We start from the raw sequence: 23,033 nt of genomic DNA, 5'->3' as shown, positions 1-23,033 counted from the left end.
AAGGCGTTCGGATATATCCGGCAGTACTACTGAGCGTTAACAGCATGACCAACGACGAAGTTGATAAATCCTTCTACGGAGAGGATATGTCTAATCAATTTCATGAGTGGAAGTTGCACATGCTGGCTGATCGGGCCCTTGACGGTCCTGACGAGCGCCCGCTGTACGCCTACCGGATCACGGGCGAAGAGTTTCTTTCGTTAGAGGCGCTTCTCAAGGGAACACTCGAGCAGTTTGGCCAACGGCTGGGGAAGCTGAGATACAGCCTGTCGGCGATAGAATTAGCAGGGCAACATATCTCATCTTTTCCAGCACTTTTTGTGCTTTATGCCGCTGAGTGGTGGCGACGGCGCTATGACGGGAGCGGCTTTGCATGGGAGCCCATCCTGCACGACCTCGGCTCGGATACCAGCGGATGGACTCATTCGAAGCGCAGCGTCTGTGTGACCCTTGGACTGCAGGAGTGGGGACTGCCCTTGAGGGACTCGGTGGGACTTCGCTACATAGGGAATATTGCCCTGCAGGGCGGCCTCCCTATGCGGATTTTATCCGATGCAAAAGGGGCTTTGGGCATGCTCCTACGATGCGTTCTCAAGGAGGCAGTGAAAGCGCAGGTTACCCCGATAGAAATCCAAGCCTGGGTCCGGAGCCTGGATCATTACCTTCCCCGCACCTACCGACAGTCCGAAATTTTTGTGCTGCTCGCCGACGTCATCACGACTGTCTTAAGTCTCAAGACGCAAGCAGGGCTGACACAAAGCGCGGGAGTCATCGAGGAACTCGATCGCCGTGTTCCAGGATGGCGTGATCGCTTTCCCCTATCGGTTGAGGATACAGAAGCTCAGGGCCTTATCGACCAAATCATAAAGGATGCGGCTTCTGAAAAGACACAACATCCACCGAGGTTGTTCTGGGTAGAACGATCCATAGAGCGCGACGAATCCGGCTCTTGGCAACTGCGATCAGTCCTTCCCCTGGCAGATGGAATCGACTCCGAAGCACTGGCGCGTGCCTTTTGTGCGGACGCGAACGAGCTGCCAAGGTTTCTCCACCTGACGTTGCAGGCGGCTGACGCAGAACTGGCAGCTTCGCTACGCAAGCTGGCAGGTCAGGATAAATACCGGGTAGAAAGGTGCCCATGGACCTTTTTTGCCGAACGGGCTGCCACCGAGCATGTCGTGCATCTTGCGACCACAGACGGTCGAGAGTGGGCCACCTTGGCGCCACGAGGTGAAGCGCTAGACGATGCGCTACCCTGGGTGTTTGACGCCAGGGATGACGCCCCAAAATTGCTCCGGCAAGGTGGTGGCGCTATTGCCACAAACGAGGCTCTTGTCGCGCTACCACAGGGGTGGCATGTCGTGGAAGCCGATGTCGAGGGAATGCCCTCAGAAGGGATCATGCCCCACTTCGGCAGGCAGATATATAGAGTGCGCGGTGACGTCCGCTTTGCAAACGGCGAGCAATCTTGCCGCATCCGTACCGGCAGGGCCGACGCTTGCGAGGAGAGTTACGAGTGGCGAGGGCAACGCCTGTGGCAGATGGCTGTTCGTCCGGCGATGGTATTCCTGGGCAAGCCGCGAATGTATCGTATGGATGAAGGCGGGGGGGGGCACATTGTCTCCGGACAGGGCAGCTGGCGTCCTTTGGGAGCAAGTTCGACATCCCTAAGGGAGCCACTCGGACTGACCGAAATGTGGCATTCCATCGAAGGCGAGATTAGGGGACGAGTCCGTATGCTCGTTCTCCCCTGTGCGGCTCAAGTACGCTTGGAGTCAGGTGATGCGGCATCAGGAAGCATTCGCCTCGTGCGCTGGGGAGCCGCCAGCCTTCGGATCGATCATGCGAACATCACAACGGTCCTTCGGCGCGATGGGAACGACTTGGTCGCGGATCTTAAGATGGGCGGCCATGAGCCGGCTCCAGAGTGGATCGAAGTTGACATCCACTGGCCGCATGCGACGCAGCCCGCCAGAGTGCGCCTTCCCTTTCCCGTACAAGGAGCGCGGATTTTTGCCAATGGACAGAATCTGTCACCTGGCACACTTCTGGCGATAAACCAGCTTCTCGGTGTTCGCATACTCTTCCTCGGTGGAAACCCAAGTGCCCTGCCCCGCATGTGCCTGCAGTTGCGACTGGCAGGTAAACCGGACATTATCAACCGCCAGATCACACCGCCGACCGGCTCGATGCATGCCGAAATACGGCTACAGGACTACGCTACAGAGATTGCCCATCTTCTGGCGACCGATGATCGGCCGGACGCAAACGTCGAAGTGTTCGCACAGATCGGTGGCGAGCCTTACGCCTGTCTACGAATAGCTCGCTATGCATGCCGCCTTGAGCGCTCCGAACGACATATCCTCATAGGGGCGGACGCTAACGGTAACGTCATGCCGGAAGCGCTGAGCGGACTCCCCGTTATGGCTTTGCGCCTTGACTCACCTGGGGACGAACCTCAGAGCCTGCCCTGCTCCCCATATAAGGACCCCACCAAAATCGCCTGGGATTTCTGCCCGGAGGATCGCGAGCCAGGGTCCTGGCTGGTATATCCTGCGGCAGGCTCACATCTCGTCTTCCGACCAACCCTTTGGACGGTCGGTGACGAAAAGACGGATACGAGCATGTTGACCATGGCGATCGGCATTTCTGACCCTGGGCAGCGGGAGGAAGCACTCGAGGAGGTGATCGGCATTCTTGGCCGCGACCTCCTCAATCCAGACTGGGGCTACGTTGAACGACTTGCCGCTCAAATCGGCCATCTGCCGCTGGTCACACTCGACCTGTGGCGGCATTTTGCCCGGTCCGACAAGGCAATGGCAGCCTTGGCTATGCGCTTCTCCTCCATTCCCTTTTCCCTCATCGACCGTTTCGCCGCAGAGCTACCTTTCGCGTGGGAAACCATCTCGTTTGTCGCTTGGAAGGAAGCTATCTGCAATCTTCGACTCCAATGCGAGTCAAACTTCAAAGCAGTGGCAGAAATCGTGTTTCAGGACCATTTAAAAAGCAGACTCGGCGAAATCACGTCGCGTAGGCCGGCTCTTCGTTGGTCTGTGGCCTTGGCGCGCGCTGCTGCCCTGGGGGAACAGCCCCAGGAGCTGCAATTTTTCCAGAAGATCAGCAGCGATGAGATAGGCCGGATCCTGTTTAATGGCGACGCAAGCCCCTGGCAGCGCCTGTTGAGAAGCCATGCTGAAGACCAATGGCCGGAATATTTCAAGGTTCACATTGCTCAGGCGAGGCAGGATGGGAACTACGCTTGCTTCTTGAGTCCGAACAGTCAAGGCTATCGCGACGGCATCACCAACCTGCCGCTTCTCTTGGCGACCCAGGCGGCGATTGGTGCCACTCGCGAGTGGCTCAACAATCCCGCCTTGATCCACGCCCTTCGTAAGCACATCGATTTCGACCACGACTGGTTCGAAGAGGCCTACAACTGGAGCACTGCCCGTAGCGTTTCAGCCGGGTTCCTAAAGAACGAGTTTGCCCAATGACCGACAACTATTTCTCCGAGCTGTTGCCTCAACTGGCCCGCAGGTCCACGCTGGCAACTATCCATAGGCTAGGATTTTCGAACGTCCCTCTCAGGAGGTTCCTTTCCACAGCCTTTTCCAGCCCCTTTGGCGAGAGCGGCAGTTTCCTGGCTGATCCCGCGTTCGAGGCCGTCTTTGGCTGGCGCCAGGCTAAGCCCACTATGCAGGATCTCGCGGGAGGCCTGCTGACGTCTGGCCTCGTCGAAGCTATGGACGCCCCTCCCAAGGAGCTTGTGAAAGACTACCGATTCGCTAAGCAACTGCACCCATACCTGCATCAGCTAGAGGCTTGGCAAGTCCTGTCCCAACCTCAGCCGCAGTCGGTGGTGGTGGCGAGCGGTACCGGCTCTGGCAAGACTGAGTGTTTCATGGTTCCCATCCTCGACCGGCTCGCAAGGCTACGGGAGGAAAAACACGGCCGGCTGACGGGAGTGCGGGCTCTATTCCTCTATCCGTTGAACTCGCTGATTAATAGTCAGCGGGACCGTCTTCGGGCCTGGACACACGCATTTGGGGGCGACATCCGCTTCTGCTTATACAACGGAAACACTCCGGAGCAGGTCCCGCAGCGGCAACGTCAGGACCACCCGAACGAGGTACTGGACCGAGAGACGCTTCGTTCGTCGCCACCACCCGTTCTGGTCACCAACGCCACCATGTTGGAATACATGCTGGTGCGGACGAACGACAAGCCGATTCTTGACGAGTCGCAGGGCAGGCTCGAGTGGGTCGTGCTCGACGAGGCGCACACCTATATCGGCTCCCAAGCGGCGGAACTTGCGCTGCTCATCCGTCGCGTGCTCTTCGCATTTGGGGTGAGCCCTGAAAAGGTCCGCTTCGTAGCCACGTCGGCTACGATCGGTGACCCCGAGGGCAAAGGTGGGGAGCGACTCAGGCGATTTCTTGCCGAGGCGGCTGGAGTGAGCCTGGACCGGGTCCACCTCATCTCCGGGGAACGCCATGTTCCGAGCTTGCCCGAGGGGACACCGAAGCGGCGAGATTCCCTCGAGGCGCTCTTGCGAGTCGATAGAAAAGCGGAATGCTCAAAGGTGCGCTACCGGGTCCTGGCGGAACACCATGTCGCCCGTACGCTGCGCGACCTCTTTGTAGGTAACAAGAACAGTCCACCGGTCGCCCGGTTGTCGGACGTCTGTCGGGTTGTTCACGGTGATACCCCGCCCAGCCCAGAGGCGCAGATGGAGGCCCTCCGCTGGCTGGACCTGCTCTCGGTGACCAGCGACTCCAATGGCGCATGCTTTTTGCCGCTGCGCACCCATGTTTTCCACCAGACGCTCGCCGGGCTATGGGCTTGTGCCAATGGCGCTTGCCCTGCCAAGGCGGGAACCACTTTGGATGATCCAGATTGGCCTTTCGGACAGGTTTATTTTGACCCGCGCAAGCATTGCCGATGCGGCAGCCCTGCCTACGAAGTCGTCGCCTGCGACGAGTGCGGCGAAGTCTACCTGCTTGCAGGCGAGGCCGGAGGATTTCTTACGCATCTTCAGTCCACGTCAGCTGTTGATGAGTTCGAGCTCGAAGTCGAGACGACAGTTGGAGGAGAGGAAGAAGATGAACCTTCCGAGGAGGCCGCCTCCTCTGCCAGGCAACGCAAGGTACTCATCACCAACAGGTCTTCCTCCCGGCCAAACAGCCTCGTTGGCGAAATCGACATTGAGCCTAAAAGCAGGCGGATTACCGAAGCAACCGATGGGACTCTGCGCGTGATAGCTCGCGAGGCCGAGGCCTCGGGAATCGGGTGCCCCTTCTGCGGAGGTCGGGAGACGGACCGCAAAGCTCTGCTGCAACCAGGGCGAATCGGAGCTCCATTTCTCCTAGGCAACATCCTGCCAACCATGCTGGAGTATGCACCCGACGGGGATAAACCCGCCGACCACCCGTATCGCGGACGGCGCCTCTTGACCTTCAACGACAGTCGCCAGGGTGCAGCCCGTATGGCTGCCAAGCTGCAGCAAGACGCGGAACGCGGGCGGGTGCGAAGCCTCATATACCATATCGCCATTCAGCAGGGTCGGCAGCAGGCGAACAGGGCTGCGGTACAGCTTCGAGGCGAGATTGATCAGCTCAAGGTTGTTCAGAGCCAGATGCAAAACGAGGCCTTGGCTACGATGATCGCAGACAAGGAGGCCAAACTCACCGCCCTTGCCAAGCCCAAACCGATTCCTTTTTTTGAACTTGCCCAGCGGCTTGCCGACCAAGGAAGCGACTTTGATCGTATGCTCAGGCACTACAAGAAGTTCGCTCCGGATGTTTTTGGCAGTGTATCCGGTTCCGCAGAGTTGGCGAGACTGTTTTTGGTGCGGGAATTCGGGCGTCGTCCGAAACGTCAGAACAACCTTGAAACGATGGGGCTGGTCACAGTGTGCTACCCGGCCCTGGAAAGTATCCAAGGTGTTCCGACGGAGGTCGTACGAGCCTCAGGATTCACGGCAGGAGATTGGCGCGACTTTCTCAAGCTGTGCATAGATTTTTTCGTACGTTCGGGAGGCTCGCTACGAATCCCGGAAACTTGGCGGCGCTGGCTGGGGGTTCCGTTCCCTCAGAGCTGGATTATCGGACGCGACGAACCTCATGTTGGATTGTCCCAGCGACGGTGGCCGCGGGCCAGGCGGAGCGGTTTACAGAATTCACTGATCAAGCTTCTCGTTCATGCTCTGCGGGCAGATATTCAGACTGCCGAGGGCGAAGACCGAGTAGATACAGTTCTGCAGTATGCATGGGAGGCTCTCCTGGTTGCGGGCATGTTTGAGATGACCGCGGATGGACGGGTAACTCCGTTGGATCGGCTGGCCTTCTCCCCCCAGACTAAAGCCTGGATCTGTCCGTTCACGCGGCGTTTTTTGGATACGACGCTCAAAGGACTGTCGCCCTATTTGCCGCGTGAGATCCTTGGCAATCCCACCATCTGCGTCGAGGTTGAGCTGCCTCTTTATGACGAGCCTTTCAGTGGTGCGTATGATGACCTCGACCGCATGCGTCGAGGACGAGAATGGCTGGCAAAACAGGATTCAATCGACCCGCTTCGGCAAGAAGGTGTCTGGTCGGATCTTAATGATCGGGTGATCGAGCTTGCCCCTTTCTTCACGGCGGCGGAGCACTCGGCGCAACAAGACTCGTCCACTTTGAGCTCGTACGAACGAGCCTTCAAGGCCGGAGACCTAAATTTGCTCTCTTGTTCCACGACAATGGAGATGGGCATAGACATCGGCGGCATGGCGATGGTGACCATGAATAACGTGCCACCCCATCCGGCGAACTACCTGCAGCGAGCCGGTCGGGCTGGTCGGCGCCGGGAAACCCGCTCAGTCTCCATGACCCTGTGCAAAGCCAACCCCCATGACCAAGCGGTTTTCAGCAATAGCCGTTGGGCGTTTGATACTCCACTTCCGGCGCCGCAGGTTTCCCTGGACAGCAAGCTTATCGTACAACGCCACGTTAACGCCTTCTTGCTCACGCATTTTCTGGCACAACGCCTCGATGCCGCCCACCAAGAGAAGACAAAGCTGGCGTGCGGATGGTTTTTTAATGACTCCTCGCAACCGGCAACAAATTTCATCGCCTGGTGCCGGGCCTTTGATCCGATCACATCTGCCCCTGTAGGTAAGGGGCTTGAATGGATGGTCAAACACAGTGTTTTCGAGGGGTATCATCCGGCACGCCTTGCGCGACAGTCTGCGGACGCCATGGAGTTGGTAGGGCAGGCTTGGGTGGCCGAGTGGAAGGCCCTCGAAACCCAGGAGGACGCAATCGGGAGGACTGGAGGTGATGATGGCCCTGCCTTCAAGGCAGTGTCCATCCACAAGTCCCGCCTGGCTGGCGAGTACCTGCTTCGAGAACTGGCCACGAAGGGGTTCCTCCCTGGCTATGGTTTCCCGTCGCATATCTCCAGCTTCGACAACCTTACAGTCGATCAGCTCAAAAAATTTAAGTGGGACGCGAGACGGGAGGATAATCGCTATCGCCGACGTGAACTGGCCAGCCGCGATAGAGTAACGGCGCTCCGAGAGTATGCACCCGGTTCTGAAGTGGTGATGGATGGGCTGGTCTACCGCTCTGCCGGCATCACTCTGAATTGGCATTCGCCTGCGTCTCTGCAGGAGGTGCGGGAGATTCAGGATATCCGCTTGGCTTGGCGCTGCCACCGCTGTGGGGCCAGCGGTTCGAGCCATAGCCTGGACGTCAGTCAACACTGTCAGGCCTGTGGTAATGCAATTCGACCCATGAATATTCGGGAGTTCTTAGAGCCTGCTGGATTTGCCGTGGATTTGTACGAGAGCCCGCATAACGATGTTACCCGGCAGCATTTTGTGCCGGTCGAGGCACCATGGATCAGCGCTTGGGGCGACTGGCGCCTCCTACCCAACCCCAGCCTCGGCCGCTTTCGCGCATCCTCCCGCGGACATGTCTTCCATCAATCCCGTGGGATTTATGGGGCAGGGTATGCCCTCTGCTTAGCTTGTGGGCGCGCGGCGCCCATGGGTACGAATGGAGCCCTTCCCTCGACCTTCCAAAAGCCCCACCGCAAGCTTCGCGGCGGAAGAGCCGAAGACCCGATTTGCCCGGGCAGCGATAATCCATGGAAGATAAAAACCCGTCTGACCCTCGGTTGCGAAGCGATTACCGATGTCTTGGAACTACAACTTAAGACGGAGGATGGCGTCTGGTTGCAGGATAGGGTTGCGGCGCTGACTCTCGCTACGGCGCTTCGCGATGCCGTCGCAGAATGGCTCGGGGTCCAGGCCTCCGAATTTGGCTGTGACGTTAAGGAATCCTCTCCAGAGCCTGAAGCAAGATGCCTGTCGATCCTGATCTATGATCATCACTCGGCGGGGTATGCATCCAGTGCCGAACGCTTCATCGATGACATCTTCTTCATCGCGAAGTCGCACCTCTTGTGCAAGGCCAACTGCGATAGCGCCTGCCCCCACTGTGTTTTAGATTTCGATCAGCGGTTCATGGCTGACCACCTCGACCGGCATGCAGCTCTGCGGGTGCTTTCGGAAAAATGGTTACACACCTTGTCCCTGCCGGCGGAGCTGGCATATTTCGGAGTCACTTCCCGCGCTGAGTACAGTCCTCTGCCTGAGGCGATCATGCGTGAGGCAATGCACGCGGATGGGGTGAGCATCCGCCTGTTTGCAGACGGCACCCCTGCGGAGTGGGACGTCGGCACTTCTCCGCTGCGCCAGCTGGTCTATCGCCTTGCCGGTAATGACTGGGAGGTCATACTCGTGCTTCCAGAGACGGCCGTCGCATCGGCTGACGAAGCGGACCTTCTGTCTCTTGCCAGCCTTGCGGATCATCCCGCAGTTAAGGTGTTCGTTGTCTCTGCGATTCCAGTCGCCAACGGAGGTCACGTGATTGCGGAGGTTAACAGTAACCACCGTAGTATTCGCTGGGCGTTTGGCGACAATGCGGCGATGGTATTCGGGCCGACCTGGGGCATTGCATCGCTCCCTCTGGTCAAGGCGGAGGTCTCCTCCTCCCTTGCCTTGAATGGCCGAACGCTCGAGTCAAGTTCCATGCGGCCACCTCGCCTAGAAACGGGGGACAGAGAGCTCGTCGTCCACCACGAGATCGACGGGCAGCTACAGGAGTTTGGCCACCAGTTCTGGTCGCTCCTTGCATCCGAGCACGTAGAGTCTGGGAGGCTTCTGGCTGATCCTCAGGCAGCTATAGCTCGCGTTCGTTACCAAGACCGTTACCTCTTCACCCCGTTATCAGTCGCCTTACTGGCCGCGCTGATAGAAGGCCTCTGGCTGATGATTGGCCGGAACAGGTGGACAAATCCCCAATTTGAAATCATCACGACCCGCCAGAGGAGCTTCGGTGAGAACTTGGCCCGGCAAACCGTATGGGGCGATTGGCTCGACCTTGAAACCCGCGATCAAGCTATAGCGCACGCGTTCCATTGCAAGGGGATTGAGGCAAGCGTGCTGATAGTCGATAAGTCGGCGACGAAACACGGTCGACTTTTGGACGTCGATTTCAATACCGGGACACGCCTAAGCCTCAGGTTCGACCAGGGGGTCTCCTATTGGCGTGCGACCTCCAGCCCTAACTATAGGTCAGCCTGCCACTTCGATTTTACAGTTGATCCTGCAAGTCAAGGAAGGCAACTCGCCGAAATGCAGACGTATGTAGAGGGTGCGGCCTATCCAACAGAGATATTCGCCAAATTGAGGAATCTTACGGTCCCAGGTTCATGAGGCTGCCGCGAAACCATTTTAAGATATCGAGTGTTCAACAGGCTGGGCTGTGTTTGCGTTCCATGTTGATTTAATCCCAGCGCCATTGTGCGCATTCTAGCTGACGCCAGCGTATTCCCAAGGCGTTCGTACATTCGTCTCCAGCCAAGGCAATTGGAGATGTACTTGGTGGAGTTGCCCCGCTGGGCAGGACACCCTGCGGTGGCTGATGCGCGGATGGAATTCCCTTGGGGTTTCATCCGTAAGGCCTTGTGATGATGCCTCTCGTTGTAGTCCTCGAACGCCGGTAAGTTGAGTTATCATGAAGAGAGGATGTTTTCCGAAGGGTAAATGGTATCTTGGCTTGTTTGATTCGTTTTTAATCATTAAGATTAGTTCGGGGCGAATGTTTTGGCCAACGAGGGAAGAGCCATCCTGATGAAAAATTAGAAGCAAGACTGAGGAGAACGTCATGCCCAAGGCTGAAACTCGCGTGTTGACTGCTCATGTGCCTGTGCCACTGGCAGAAAAGGTAGATGAGGTGGCTAACCGTTTGGAACGCTCTCGCGGCTGGATCATGAAGCAAGCGCTCTCATCCTGGATCGCCCAAGAGGAAGAGCGCGACCGGTTGACGTATGAGGCACTCGCCGACGTGGATGCGGGTCGCGTCATCGATCATCAGGCTGTGCAGGCATGGGCGGATAGTCTGAGTACCGATGAACCGCTGCCGGTGCCTCGCTAATGAACTTGAAATGGACTAGCAAGGCACTTTCCGACCTGACACGCCTGTATGAATTCTTGGCCCCTGTTGACCAATCTGCTGCCTCACGGGCGGTGCAGGCATTGGCCAAGGCCCCGACCGTCCTGCTGACCAATCCGCGCATCGGTGAGCAACTCTTTGCGTTCGCCCCTCGCGAGGTTCGGCGATTACTTGTCGGGCATTATGAGATGCGTTACGAGATTCAGGATTCGACAGTCTATGTGCTGCGACTGTGGCATACTAGGGAGAGTCGCTGAAATGGCTTGTATCTGCTCCAGTGTCGACTGTACCAGGGCATATAACTCCTGATCAGTTGCCAAGGAAGCTCGCTCCCCATTCTCTCACATTCAGGGGTGCGTAGCCCTTGGTCCTCGTCTTAGCCAGGTAGCTGGCCCACTCCACGCATCGATTAATATCTCGTTCATAGCAGGCATCATGACGATCTAAGTGGATGAAGTCAGGGTGCCTGTTGCCGTCTCTGCTTCGGTCACACCTATGGAGGAGTCCTGGGTAGTCGATCCCAAGGGCACTTTGCCAGAGTTGGTCTGCCTTCTCCATGTGGTTCCAACTGTGGCATGTGAGATTTCCATTTAGCAGCAGCATTACGTGGTAATGCTGGTGTTTTTCTCTGGATTGTTCACGTGCCCAGACGTACTGGAAGGCTATCCCCTTGCGGGATAAATAGCGCGTAAAGCTGTTGAAAAAGCGTTGAATGTCGTCGTTTCCACGGGATGAATAGAAGTCTCTCGGATATCGTAAGTCAAAGCGGATGAAGAGCACTCTGCTGAATCTACTCGTCATGTATTCAATGCGGTCAATGATGGCATCGAGTATGTCGATACGACAGGGCTTGTCGTCATACGCTTGAACTGGATAGTCTCTGTGGGTTTTTTCTGTTATGAACATGGTGTGCTCCTTTTTTTGGCTATTGAATTAATGGAGAGTGTTATTGTTTACACAAAAAGAAGCCGACACTCGTGATGTCGGCTCTTGCTATGGCTAGCTTTGGCTAGCTGGTGATGTGTTGGTGTGGTATTTGTCGTGTATGTATGTTTATACCAATATGTTTATGTGTTTAATGTTTATTTATGAATAATAAACATATAATAGATACATAAGAGAGATAATACCATTTTAGCATGTGTAATTTTGGAATATGAAATCGATATGCTGGATATTTATGGGTTTGAAATTGATTGCTGGTGAAGTTTGATGTGCTAATTTTTTGTCAGACTTATTTTTTACATACTATGTAGGGAGCGAGTGGTGACTTGTAAAAATTTCAAGTGCCTGTATGTGGCGGCAGTGTTTTTCCTGTTCTTGGCATTCCCCACTACGTTGTCTTTCGCGTGGGGCGGGAAGGTTGTTGGTGTCTCAGATGGCGATACGGTTACTGTGCTCAGCAGCAGCCATGAGCAAATTCGTGTTCGTCTGTATGGAATTGATGCTCCTGAGAGCGAGCAGCCTTTTGGCACGAAATCCAAGCAGAGCCTGTCGGGTTTGCTGTTTGGTAAGACAGTAGAGGTTGATGAGGTCGATGTTGATAGATACGGCAGGGTCGTCGCTCGGTTGCATGTCGGCCAGGTTGATATCAATGCGGAGCAGGTCAGGCGGGGGATGGCGTGGGTGTATGATTCTTACTGTCGTGATGTGGTATGTGTTGATTGGCGACGGTTAGAGGGTGCAGCACGTGGTTCGTCTCTGGGATTGTGGGGCGATCCGCGCCCCATGCCGCCGTGGGAATGGCGGAAGAGTAGGAGGGGGGCGTCCACGCAGGGTGTCCAGCATAAGAGTGGCGTTGAAGGCCAGCTTTCCGGGATAGGATATCACGGCAATCAACGTAGCCACGTTTTTCACCGTTCAGGCTGCAAGGATTATGACTGCCCCAATTGTGTCGTTATTTTTGAGACGCGTGAGGATGCGGTCAAGAACGGCTTTAGACCGTGCGGTGTGTGTCGGCCTTGAGGTGCGCGTGTTTTTAGTTCGGCTTTTCGTGTGGTGTAGATGGGGGTGATAATCTGTCGTATTTGTATGTTTTGTTGTTTTTATTTATGTTGCGTTCGTTTGGCTTGTTTATAGGTTTCGCTGGGGGTGTAAGGTATGGTTCGATTGGATGTGCGTCCTTTTCGTGCGCCAGTCTTAGTATTGGGGTCGGCGCCGAAGCCACTTGTGCCAGAATGGGCCCAGGGTGCGAAAGTGGTTTGCGTTAATGCCTCCGGCGCAATAGCTCGGACGCTTGATCTTCCAAGTCCAACGCTCACTGTGATGTCGGGCTTCATGTTTGGTGATTCGGTCGCAAACCGCGAGGCTCGTGCTGTCCTTGGTGGGCTTCGCACACAGCATTTGGTGTATGTTGATGTAGGGTGTGGATTTGCTGCGGCACGACGTTGTCTGCGCACATTGGGTTATGGTTGGGATGATGTCACGGTGCTTAGTTACGATCAGAGGGCGCAGCTTGTTCTCAATGTGACCGGAGTTGATGTTTCAACAGAAAATACGAAGCCATCTACTGGTGTGCTTGCTGTGGTGTTGGCTTTGTTGTTGAAAGGATCTCCTGTGTGTATGGCTGGATTTTCTTTTCAAAATTATGGGCATGCCTACAGTGCTTCAATGCAGCCTCGTCATCATGTAGGGGCAGATGTGCTCTTATTGAGTGTTCTTGTGAGGAATTTTTGTCTGTATACTACCTCTGTAGATGTTTCAGAGTGTGCTGGTATCCCTCTGTGGCCAAGTGCTAAAGCATGATTTTGTTGGTGTGCAAATATGATATACGCTTTGCGTGTACAGAGATAGTATTCGCCTGACACTGCCGTGCTTAGCGTAGCCCCCCACCGGTCAGCCGATAACTATTTGGGGCTTGCTCTCTCGCTGGTGTTGGCGTGCTATCCTTGACTTCGGGCTAAGCTCTAGCTAAGTCTGAAATGAACAAGGAGTATCGTATGGAGGTGACAATGAATATCGTCCCCATGCATCAGGCCAAGAGCTCTCTGTCACAGTTGGTAAAACGTGCGGCAGGCGGTGAAACCATTTTTATCGGCAGCTATGGCCGAGCAGAGGCCGTCCTTAAGTCGGCCGCAAGTGCCAAGCCGAAAAAGCGCCTTGGGCTTCTGAAGGGCAAACTGATAGTCCCAGATGATTTCGACGCTCCTTTGCCGCCGGAGTTTCTCGCCGCTTTTGAAGGGAATGAGGAATGAGGCTGCTGCTGGACACCAACGCGCTTCTCTGGGCGCTGACCGATTCCCCGCGCATTGAGCCTGTGCGGGAGTTGCTGCTTGCTGATGAAAACGAGGTCTTTGTCAGCTCCGTATCTTGGTGGGAGATCGCCATCAAAACACGCATCGGCAAGCTTGATGCCGAGTTGTCAGTGCTTCGTGTTGCAGCGCAGGAAAGCGGCTTCCTTGAACTTCCCCTTCTTGGTGTGCATGCGGAGATGTTGGCGACCCTTCCGAGGCACCACAACGACCCCTTTGACCATATGCTGGTCTCCCAGGCCATGGCCGAACCCATGCGGCTGATTACCGGCGACTCGGTACTCTCCAGTTATACGCCGCTGGTGCTCCATATTTGAAGCTGTGAAGGGGGCTCTCGCTTACGAGCGGGGGACTCACTTGCCCCTATCGTGCTCGGCAAGGAGCCGGACAGCCGATTGGGTGGGCAAAGGGGCATCGCGAGTACAGGGAGCGAGTCGTGTCGTGTTGCCAAGTTTGGCCAACGAGTGGCGGTTCCAAGGCTTGGCAGGCAGGCTTGACGCAACTTGGGTGTTGTTAGTCATGTAAGTGATTTTAGTGTGTTAGGCGTCTTGGCAGGGCTTGGCGCTATGGGGTTGAGTGTTGCTTAAATTTTTTAATAAAAACAAAGTGTTGAGATTTTTTGAGTGTGTCTAGCTAGAGCCTTCCCCTTTAGGGGAAGGCTCTAGTAATTGGCGGGTAAATGTGCGGCCAAGTCGAGGAGGGGGGCTATTTGCTGAGTCTGCCCTGCAGGCTCATCGCTGCGGCCCTGACCGTGTCGGGGCTGAGGTGCGAGTAGCGCTTGGTCATCTCAAGCGTGGTATGCCCCATGAGCTCGGCGACGGTATACAGCGGTGTGCCGCCTTGCACGAGCCAACTGGCGAACGTATGGCGCAGGGTATGGAAGACCACGCGCTGTCTGGTGTCGCTGATCCCTTCGTTGAGGCCGAGTTGCTCGACGACGCGCTCGAAGGTGTCGGATACCCAGTTGCGCTTGGCGCCGTTCTGGGCCGGGAAGACGTACTCTGTGCCGTTCGGGCCCTGGGAGCGTTCCGTGAGCATCGCCCGGACCTCGCCGGTCATGTACGCATGCCTGCTGTGCTTGTTCTTGGGGTCGCGGATGTAGATGGTCCCTGCCGTGAAGTTAAGGTCCGTCCAGGTGAGCGCATGGATTTCGCCTGCCCTGAGGCCGCAGAAGAGGGAGAGCAGGGCGCTGTCGTGGGTGTCCTGCGATCTTTTCTTGAGCTCCGCGAGTAGGATGCTTGCTTCGGATTCCGTCAGGAAGCGCATCCGTCTGTTGTCCTTGCGAGGTTTCTTGATGCGCGTGCAGGGGCACTCTCCGCTCACGATTTCATGATTCCGGGCCATGCCCCAGACTTGGGAGATAATGGCCAGCAGGTGGCGGATGGTGGCCGCACTTCGCCCAGCGGTCATGGCGTTGCTGGCTACCTGCTCAATGAGTGGTGGGGTAAGGGCGCTGAGTGGGGAATTGCCGAGTACCGGCTTGATCCATTTGGCGTAGTACCCGGATTCCGTCCTCATTGTCTGTGGCGTCTTGTGCAGGGTAGAGGAGGGCAGGTAGTGCCTCTCCCAGAATTCGTCCAAGGTTGTGGCCGCATGGGCTGCACGGCGCTCTTCAACAGCGGCCTGTTCGCGGGCCTCGCGCATCATCTCGCGCATTTCGGCGAGAGACTGCGGGCGTCGCCCCAGCCTGATATTCTCAGTGATCCTGGCTCGCAGCTGAGATGCCTTCTGGCTGGTCATGCCTTCGGATGCCCACCCGGCACCTTCTTCCTTCGGTTTACCATCGGATTTGTACCGGATGAAGAAATAGCGATCGGGCTTCGAGCCGTGTTTGCGGGTCTGACTTTCGCGGTAACGAACGCCGCGGTAGCTGGTGGAGGTCGTCGTGGTCATGGGTATCTCGCGGGGATGGGCATGTTTCACGAAAAGGGAGCCAGCCCCATTATAGCCCCACCTCTTGCGGGGTGACAACGCGAAATCTCGGGAAGGTTTAGGGAGCTTTCGAGCTAAATATTTCTCTTCAATATTCTGTTTTTATAGTTTAAATGTGATTTCTTGGGGTGGGTCGGGAAAGGTGAGGAATATCGTGGACTAATAAACTCATAACCCGAAGGTCGTCGGTTCAAATCCGGCCCCCGCAACCAGTAAATCAAGGCCCTTACGGATGCTCTCCGTAAGGGCCTTTTTGTTTTTCCAACCCTATTTCCAACCTTGGGATGGCTAATCGGAATCTCGTAGTAGCAAAACCATGGGCCCCCCCGTCACCATACGCATCTGTTAGGAGGCCTCCCGAACTGGGGGGCCTCCTGCTTTTTATCCTCTCTCCCGTGCGTCGTGATGGGCAACATCTCCAGGTACCAAACGTCGACGTTTGGTACCCATGACATTTTTCGAGGAATTTGGTTTCTACTGATCTGTTGGGTGCGCAAAGCAGCCCATTTAAGAAAAAGAGCTTTGGTTCAGGAGGATTGCCATGAGCATTGGTGGCGTTGAGCGCACAGAGGCCCCGGACACCCAGTGGGTATCGGAAAAAACCGCAGCACAATTGACAGGCTTGAGCGTCCACACGCTGCGTGGGCATCGCCTGCGAAGAAAGGGACTCCCCTACACGAAGGTCGGTCGAGCGGTTCGCTACTCGACAATAGACATTGCCAGCTTCATGCAGGCGCACAGAATCGACTTTTCGTAGTTCAGTGCCCCGCGCTGATATCCAACGCGGTGGCTGGAGCTACTCAATCTCCAACTCATGAGAGGTTCATATGCATCCGAAAGAAGAACAACAAGTTCCTAAGAGTCCCCAAATCGATCTCAATGTCCTTGCCGCGCGTGTCAAGGAAGTCCTGGAGGCATCGCCCGAGTCACTTGCGAAGGTCGAAGAGATCCAGGTTTCGCTGACGCGTTTGGACGTCACAATCATCCCAAAGCGATAGATCGCATGGCTGGGGGGGATACCTCCCAGCCCATGCAAAGGAGTTTGTATGAAAGATTTGAGCATTGAACAAATGATAGAAACTGCATGGATAACGGGACAACCGGTAGCCCGTTCCTGCATGCTTGGGGAGCCAGCTTTACATGGTGAGTCTCCTGTCATTGACGTCACACCCACAGAGGCCTCTTCGTTACCGCAGCCCAGTTCGCCTCATCGGTGGCAACGGGAGGCCCCATGGGCGCGGCCCCGAACATCACTGGCCCCGCATCTGCCGTATAACCAGGCGAGCTACCCGGCAGATACGACTCAATATTTTCCTGCAATATCACCCAAGGTAAAGCGGATGCTGGCCGGGGTTGACGGCTCGAACCTTCCGTCTGTCCTCACGGCGGATTCAAATGCGGAAGTATTCAGCGCGCTGGTCGAGTGGGAATTTGCAAAGCTCGCCGCTGACCGTCGCGAGCGCCTGCTTATGGCGCTTGGCATTGACGTTGACAGGCATTTGTGGCTTCGCCGAGGCGGGAATCCCAAGAGTAACAAGGGGGATGAGAGCATCATTTCCCTGGCGTCTTCAAGCCTGAATAGAGGCCCACTCGAAGCGGCTCAGGTCGTGGGAGGGCTGCTCGGCTTGAAGCCGGAATACTGCTTCCATACGTTTCCGGCTGGGAGCAATACCCCGCCCTCCCTGCCGCCGAGCACCAGCATCATTGAGGAGTATATCCCGAAGCAACTTATCGTTCGAGGGCGCTCCTACCAACTTGAAGATGTGGACTATCTGCATGACTTCAGTGGGTTCAAGGAGCAGGCGGTCTGCCGCTATACCAACGGCAATGGCGATTTTTTTGTGCTCGCGAGCCGAGTCGAGAAAGATGGCGAACCTGCACTACGTATCGGTGTGGCTCCGGCCTCTGCCTGGCTGTATTCGCGCACGAGGATGGCAAGATATCGGAAGGCTCCCGTGTTGCTCTGCCTCGGTACGCGGGTGGCCATGCACTTTCGGGAGAAGGCACGGGAGGGTCGGTTGCTTGAACGGGCAGGCATCATTGCTTCTGGCTGCTTTGGGGGGGCGACTGCATTTGACGCCCTGCACTTCAAAGACCTAGCCGGGCATCCTGTCGTGATTATCCCCGACTCCACTCGTGAGGGGGTGAAGGGGGCTGAAGACTGGGCGAAACGTTGCGCAAGGGAAGGCGCCGCGAGCGTGAGCGTCTACCCGTGGCCCATCATTGCCACCGGTGTGCCGGTCATTGATGCCTCTTGTCCCCCTGAATCGTGGGAAAAGGAGCTGTGGGGGAGGGCGGTGTACCTTGACCGCATTGAATTGCCCTCAAAGCTTGCTCAGGACGTGTGCCGTCTGTCTATTCCGGCTGCGGACTATAGGCGGTGGATGGCGTCCGTGGGCCTTGTGTCCGTGCCCACGGAGGAGGTTCGGGAAAGCAAGGGAACCATCCCGTTTTTTCGTCTTGGCGACATTCAGGGAAAAGAGCCGGGTGCCCGAGTTCTTCTGACTCTGGATATCCTGATCACGCCCCAATACACGACGCTGATTTGGGGATGCTCCAATGCGGGCAAAAGCTGGGTCGCTATCCAACTGGCCTTGGCTATGGCTGGTGGATTCAAAGCATTCGGACTAGCTGCGATGGTCCCTCGCCGCGTCTGCTACCTTGATGGTGAGGTTGGCGGAGAAGACTTCAAGGCGCGTTGTCAGCAACTCCTTCACGGAAACCCGAATGCCCAGGCCCTCGTGGATCAAAATTTGAGCATCCTGCCCCAATCCGGCTTGAACATTCTGGATGCGGCATGCTCGCAACAAGTCATCGAACAATTCCGCCACGAAAAGGCTGATGTGCTTGTCATCGACAACCTGTTGTCGTTGGCTCCAAGCGCGGCCAAAAGCAACGCCGATGGGCTGTTCAACTTCGTCCGACAAGTTGAACAAGCAGGGATCGCGGTCATCATCGTGCATCACTCCGGCAAGGATGGAACAAACTTCAAAGGATCAGCCGATCTCGCCAGTTTGTCCCAGAACGTCATCCGCCTGGATGGGCGCGAGCAGTTGGCAAGCCAGGAGAACCGGAGCCCTGAGTTGGAGGAGGTTTGCCAAGCCGACGGTCCAGTCGTGCGAATGACCGTTACCAAGTGCAAGGCTGCGCCCCAACTTGAAAGGAAATCCTGTACCTACCACCTTCCGGTAGGTAGTGGGTGGCGCCATATCGAGGGCTCTCTCGCAGACGTCGGGCAATCGCCTATGTCTGAAGGATTGAGCAGCGAGCCGAGGGCAATGGAGCCTCCCGTTATCCCCACCCGGGATGTCGACATGGACTCCCTGTCGCCAGACGAGGACAAGGTGTTCAATGTATTGAAAAAGCAGAAGAGTCGCCGTGTCGAACTGGAAACACGGACCGGCCTCAAAGAGGACAAGCTTGGTGGCATACTCCGAAAGCTCAAGGACCGAGGGCTTATCGTAAAGGAAGGCAAAGGCAAGGCCACCTACTACCGTTGTGTGTAGTGCTGCTTGCAAGCGATTCCGTCTTGAACGGGTGCCTCAGCATACGGGGCACCCTTCCTTTTTCGGGAATGCCCGGCCATGCGCGGTGCTTTTATCGTGATGTGCCGGGGTTGTGCCGCGAAATGCACCGGTGATTCGGTGGTTATACACCGCAAATCGGTGAAAAATTGAGGGCTAAAAAGAAAAAAATAGTAATGTCAGCATGGTGGGCTAGTGCGTCCGGGTGGGGGTGTGCGCCTGTGGCGTTCCCCCTACTCCGTTGTGGGGGGGATGATAGTCTCCCCCCTTCATGGACTACTCCTCTTGGGGACGGCCCTCAGGCAGCGCCAACGGTTCTTCCTCGCAATCGTTCGTTTTCGTGGTGCCTGTCTCCGACAATATGGCAGCAGCGAACACGCCAGCGACACCGGCTAGGCAGCCGCCAAGAAACACCCAGGCCCTGTTCATTCCCTCGTCCTCGGGTTCGTGGTCAGTCATCGATGCTCTCCTTGACGATGTTAAGTACCGCGATGGCGATGGCGAGGATTGATCCCCAGTTCATATCTTTATCCTCCTTGGGATGCGGACCTTCGGACAGTCCGCAAAGAGGACGCATTCCGTAGGCGGCAGAAGGCACCTCTTCCACGGCCAGAACCGGCACAGGTACATCCAACGCATACGACCTCCTTGTCGGGGTGTTGAAAGAGAAAGGGGAGGCGTGGTGCCTCCCCGTTGTTCGTTGCCGGTGTTTTTCGTAGTTGCATCATGTCGCGCGCCTTCCGACCAGCGCGCCCTGCAGCAGGCCGAACATCGCCGGGGCAAGTTCGGCCATGGTGTTGATCGTCCGGTGCCGTCCCGGCAGGTGCTGCAGGATGTTCACCGCGCCGATGCCGATGGCGTAGACCTCGAACCCCAGCCGTTCGGCGTGCCGGATGGCTTCCAGGGCGCATGTCGGCGTATCAGGATCGCCATCGGTCAGCAGCAGGATGAGCTTGCGGGCCTCACGCAGGGGCAGCATTTCCTGCATCACCCACCACAGGGACTCGGCCAGTGGGGTGGTCCCCACGGCTGCCACCTTCAGTCCCGGATGTACCCGCTGTCCGTGCCGCACCAGGCGGCCCACGGTTTTCTGTTCCGTCGACGCCGGGTCATGGCTGGCCGGAAAGGCGGTGATGGCCACGTTGATGCCCACGGTCTCAAGGGCCGAAGCCACGGCGTGACAGGCCGTGCTGGCCAGCCGGATGTTCGGGGTCATGGACCCGGAGCAGTCGAGGAGCAGATGTACGGCTGTGTTGATGCCGACGCGCGTTCCCTTGCGCATGAAGACGCGGGCGTCATCCGTGGCGATGCGGTGGAGTCTGCGCGGGTCGAGCTTCCCGCTTCGTGCCCCGTGGGTCCGGCTGATGGTCGCAGCCTGTAATAGGCCATGGAGCCGCGTCCGCAGGGCCGTCGATGCCCGTTTGGCCTCGGCGATGTCGTCGGGGTGCAAGTCCCAGCTTACCTTGTGGGTGACGGTGGCCACGTTCACGGGCAATCCGTCGCTGGCGGGTGCCTCACGCTTCAGGGCCTCACCAAGGATTGCACCGAATTCCTGCGGAAGCTCGTCCTCCTGGGCATGCAGCAGGTTTCGTATCCGTTCCCACGGTGATGCCGTGGGCTGGTTGCCGTTACCGGTACCATCCGGGTCGCCCCCAGCCTGGCTGGCGTCCTGATTCGTACCTGACGCGGGCTGCGGCGTTTCCGTGGCCTTGCCCAGTTCAGCGACGATGGCCCGCGCATGGGCAATGGCCTCGGTAGTGGATGCGCACGAGGTGCGTACTGCTTCGACAACACAGGCCATGCGAGTAAGCAGGCCCGGACATACTTTGTTGAGACGGGCCGCGATGATGTCGCGCCGTTTTCCGATGGCCGGGACGTCCCATGCTCTGACGGTGAGCAACAGCCAGTTCAGGAACAGCACTGCGGGATCGTCCGTTGTCGCTGTAACCTTGCCGCCGAAGAAGTGTTCGATGAGCCAGTCGAAGTTGCCCCGGCAGCCGGGGAACGAGGCAACCAGCCGGTTTTCAACCCTCCAGTCCTCGATGATGTTCCACACATGGTGCTCAAGCGGGGTAAGCTTCGCGGCCTTCAAGGCTGCGAAGTCAGTATCCCGCAGGTGGGCGGCCTCATGGTCGATGTAGCCTCGGGCCAGTGCGAGGAAGGTGTCGGGCACGCCCACTGGCAGGGCGGGGAGATGGATCGCGCTACCGTCCGTGTACGCCTCTGTGCCCCCGATGGTCACGGTGACGCCGTATTTCCTGCCGAGCACGCTCGCCACCAGCGGCAGCGAGCGCATCACGGCGCGTGTGTCCAGCATGTTGTCCTCCAGCAGGGGCAGCCCGTAGTGGCCGGTCCGCCCGGTAGTAGCGCCAATGGATGGGGGAAGGTAAGCCCTACCACAGCCCACAATTTGGCAGCACGGGTTGCAGATCGGACATGACCTCGTGGGGAATGGCGTCCAGCGCAAGATCGTCCCCAAGGTCGGGCATGTCGTCCTCTCCTTCTTCGGGTTCGTCTGCGGACGCTATCCGTCCATTCTCCATGCTCCCATCCTGCCGCAGTAGAGCATCCAGCAGATCGGACGGGCGGTGCCCCTCGATGATCCGCTGACCGTGCTCCATGAGCGCGGACGGATCGCGCAGCAAGGCCACCAGCCCTTGCAGCATGAGCAGGTGCGCCCCTTGTATCCTGCCCCGCTTGGGCAGGTTGGCGAAGGCCGTGCCGATGAGGTCGGCCACCGGGGCCACTCTCGGTTCCACGAAGGTGAGTCCGGCCAGCTTCTGGTGGATGGTCCGCAAGGGGGACAGCACCTTGTGGGTCACTTCGCTGCGGCCCGCATAGCACTTGTGCCAGGCCTCGGTGGCGGCTTTGGCCACCTCGTCGAACAGGGTCTGGCCAAGCCCGCGCACCTCTTCCGCAAGCCCCTGGCCCACCGGCTCCACATCGCCCGGCGCGGGCGGCACGATGCGGTATACCTGCCAACGAAAGCCCATGCGGCTGCGCACGTAGTCCGCGCTGACGGTGGAGTCGGCGATGATGCGTTCCCACTCGCCGTGCCGGGCAATCCAGTCCCGAACGGCGTCATCGTACCGGGTGAGGAAGGTATCCCTGGCGGCCAGGAATTCGTCACGAATGCGGTCGAGTTCTTCCACAAGGACGGGGGCTTTTTCCTCCGGAATGCCCCAACCGCCCAGAAAGCGGACGCCGTGGCGGTCGAGCAGGTTCACCGCGCGCGCCTTCAGCGTGCCGAATATCTTCAGTTCCTCGGGATCGCAGATGCGCTTGCTGCCGAGCGAGGCAAGCTCCTCCGGCGGCAGGTCCGCGCCGCCGAAGTCCGCCGGGGTCAGCTTGCGGCGGGCGGTCCAGATGTTCACGTCGAGGTTGATGGCCATGAGGCAGTTCAGGATGGTGTCGTTCATGTGCGTGCTCCATAAAAGCGGAACGCCCCTCGGGGGAGGGGCGTCCTATATTCCGTTGTGGAAGTGGTAGTGGTCCTTTTCGATCTTCTCCGCGGCCTGTCGCCACATCTCCTGTACCGGGTCCTCGTCGAGGCACCGGCCCCACCCGATGGTATGGACCGTGACCCGCGAGGGATGGGGTTCTTCGTCATCCCCGGTCCAGGTGCTGACCTTGAGGAGGTAGAGTTCCGCTTCCGCCTTCCAGTGGTGGCGGACGCCGTTGGTGTGGATATCCCGAACGAGGTGGATGCTGCGGGAGAAGGGAAAGATGCGCATGGCGGATGTCGCTTTCATGAGTGTGTGCTCCTCGTGGGTGCTGTGTAGGTCGAGGTCGTTCCAGAATGCGGAATCGTCGGGAGGGAAATCGCG

Annotated in this window: 17 protein-coding genes; 10 read left to right on the top strand and 7 right to left on the bottom strand. The window is 57.5% G+C overall.

Annotated elements, in window-relative coordinates; all coding sequences use genetic code 11:
* Positions 1 to 44: 44 nt before the first annotated feature.
* The 4 genes from FVW20_RS05155 to FVW20_RS20120 all read left to right on the top strand — a co-directional run bounded on the left by FVW20_RS05155 (position 45) and on the right by FVW20_RS20120 (position 10,756).
* A complete protein-coding gene (locus tag FVW20_RS05155) occupies positions 45 to 3,494 on the top strand; it encodes an STY4851/ECs_5259 family protein (protein ID WP_196608577.1) in 3,450 nt (1,149 codons plus the stop codon).
* Entirely contained in the window at positions 3,491 to 9,760 is a 6,270-nt protein-coding gene (locus FVW20_RS05150; protein WP_196608576.1) for a DEAD/DEAH box helicase family protein, read from the top strand. Before FVW20_RS05155 ends, FVW20_RS05150 begins: the two co-directional genes overlap by 4 nt.
* A 451-nt stretch (positions 9,761 to 10,211) precedes the next feature.
* Complete coding sequence (locus FVW20_RS05145) at positions 10,212 to 10,481, top strand: CopG family ribbon-helix-helix protein (protein WP_196608575.1); 270 nt, start codon at positions 10,212 to 10,214, stop codon at positions 10,479 to 10,481.
* Positions 10,481 to 10,756, top strand: a complete 276-nt coding sequence (locus FVW20_RS20120; protein WP_196608574.1) for a type II toxin-antitoxin system RelE/ParE family toxin — start codon at positions 10,481 to 10,483, stop codon at positions 10,754 to 10,756. Before FVW20_RS05145 ends, FVW20_RS20120 begins: the two co-directional genes overlap by 1 nt.
* Positions 10,757 to 10,808: 52 nt before the next feature.
* On the opposite strand, the gene FVW20_RS05135 is transcribed toward FVW20_RS20120, so the two are convergent.
* Positions 10,809 to 11,405, bottom strand: coding sequence for a YagK/YfjJ domain-containing protein (locus FVW20_RS05135; protein WP_196608573.1), 597 nt, complete (start codon positions 11,403 to 11,405; stop codon positions 10,809 to 10,811).
* Between the two features lie 360 nt (positions 11,406 to 11,765).
* On the opposite strand from FVW20_RS05135, the gene FVW20_RS05130 reads away from it, so the two are divergent.
* From FVW20_RS05130 to FVW20_RS05115, 4 genes are all read left to right on the top strand, one after another.
* Positions 11,766 to 12,464, top strand: coding sequence for a thermonuclease family protein (locus FVW20_RS05130; RefSeq protein WP_307831361.1), 699 nt, complete (start codon positions 11,766 to 11,768; stop codon positions 12,462 to 12,464).
* Positions 12,465 to 12,776: 312 nt separating this feature from the next.
* Positions 12,777 to 13,244: a hypothetical protein gene (locus FVW20_RS05125; protein ID WP_196608572.1), complete on the top strand. Its 468-nt coding sequence runs from the start codon at positions 12,777 to 12,779 to the stop codon at positions 13,242 to 13,244.
* Positions 13,245 to 13,450: 206 nt separating this feature from the next.
* A complete protein-coding gene (locus FVW20_RS05120) occupies positions 13,451 to 13,693 on the top strand; it encodes a type II toxin-antitoxin system Phd/YefM family antitoxin (protein WP_231038881.1) in 243 nt (80 codons plus the stop codon).
* Complete coding sequence (locus FVW20_RS05115) at positions 13,690 to 14,067, top strand: type II toxin-antitoxin system VapC family toxin (protein ID WP_190243939.1); 378 nt, start codon at positions 13,690 to 13,692, stop codon at positions 14,065 to 14,067. Before FVW20_RS05120 ends, FVW20_RS05115 begins: the two co-directional genes overlap by 4 nt.
* A 388-nt stretch (positions 14,068 to 14,455) precedes the next feature.
* Here FVW20_RS05115 and FVW20_RS05110 read toward each other — a convergent pair whose 3' ends face one another.
* Positions 14,456 to 15,643 carry a tyrosine-type recombinase/integrase gene (locus FVW20_RS05110; RefSeq protein ID WP_196608571.1) on the bottom strand — a complete coding sequence of 396 codons (1,188 nt, stop codon included), beginning with the start codon at positions 15,641 to 15,643 and terminating at the stop codon, positions 14,456 to 14,458.
* A gap of 580 nt (positions 15,644 to 16,223) precedes the next feature.
* Here FVW20_RS05110 and FVW20_RS05105 point away from each other — a divergent pair.
* Positions 16,224 to 16,439, top strand: coding sequence for a helix-turn-helix domain-containing protein (locus FVW20_RS05105; protein WP_196608570.1), 216 nt, complete (start codon positions 16,224 to 16,226; stop codon positions 16,437 to 16,439).
* Positions 16,440 to 16,728: 289 nt separating this feature from the next.
* A complete protein-coding gene (locus FVW20_RS05100) occupies positions 16,729 to 19,188 on the top strand; it encodes an AAA family ATPase (protein WP_196608569.1) in 2,460 nt (819 codons plus the stop codon).
* A gap of 294 nt (positions 19,189 to 19,482) precedes the next feature.
* Here the strand turns inward: FVW20_RS05100 and FVW20_RS05095 are convergent, their stop codons facing one another.
* The 5 genes from FVW20_RS05095 to FVW20_RS05075 form a co-directional block, all read right to left on the bottom strand.
* Entirely contained in the window at positions 19,483 to 19,665 is a 183-nt protein-coding gene (locus tag FVW20_RS05095) for a hypothetical protein (protein ID WP_196608568.1), read from the bottom strand.
* Positions 19,658 to 19,828, bottom strand: coding sequence for a hypothetical protein (locus tag FVW20_RS05090; RefSeq protein ID WP_196608567.1), 171 nt, complete (start codon positions 19,826 to 19,828; stop codon positions 19,658 to 19,660). The genes FVW20_RS05095 and FVW20_RS05090 overlap by 8 nt, the downstream gene beginning before the upstream one ends.
* A 102-nt stretch (positions 19,829 to 19,930) precedes the next feature.
* Complete coding sequence (locus FVW20_RS05085) at positions 19,931 to 21,523, bottom strand: cobaltochelatase CobT-related protein (protein ID WP_196608566.1); 1,593 nt, start codon at positions 21,521 to 21,523, stop codon at positions 19,931 to 19,933.
* A gap of 76 nt (positions 21,524 to 21,599) precedes the next feature.
* Positions 21,600 to 22,625, bottom strand: a complete 1,026-nt coding sequence (locus FVW20_RS05080; protein ID WP_196608565.1) for a DUF3150 domain-containing protein — start codon at positions 22,623 to 22,625, stop codon at positions 21,600 to 21,602.
* A 45-nt stretch (positions 22,626 to 22,670) separates the two neighbouring features.
* Positions 22,671 to 22,958, bottom strand: a complete 288-nt coding sequence (locus FVW20_RS05075) for a hypothetical protein (protein ID WP_051384305.1) — start codon at positions 22,956 to 22,958, stop codon at positions 22,671 to 22,673.
* Positions 22,959 to 23,033 lie beyond the last annotated feature (75 nt).

This window comes from Nitratidesulfovibrio oxamicus, from assembly GCF_015731765.1.
Taxonomy (GTDB): Bacteria; Desulfobacterota; Desulfovibrionia; order Desulfovibrionales; family Desulfovibrionaceae; genus Cupidesulfovibrio; species Cupidesulfovibrio oxamicus.
The sequence above is the reverse complement of the archived record's forward strand: the minus strand, read 5'-3'. Positions and strand labels throughout refer to the sequence as shown.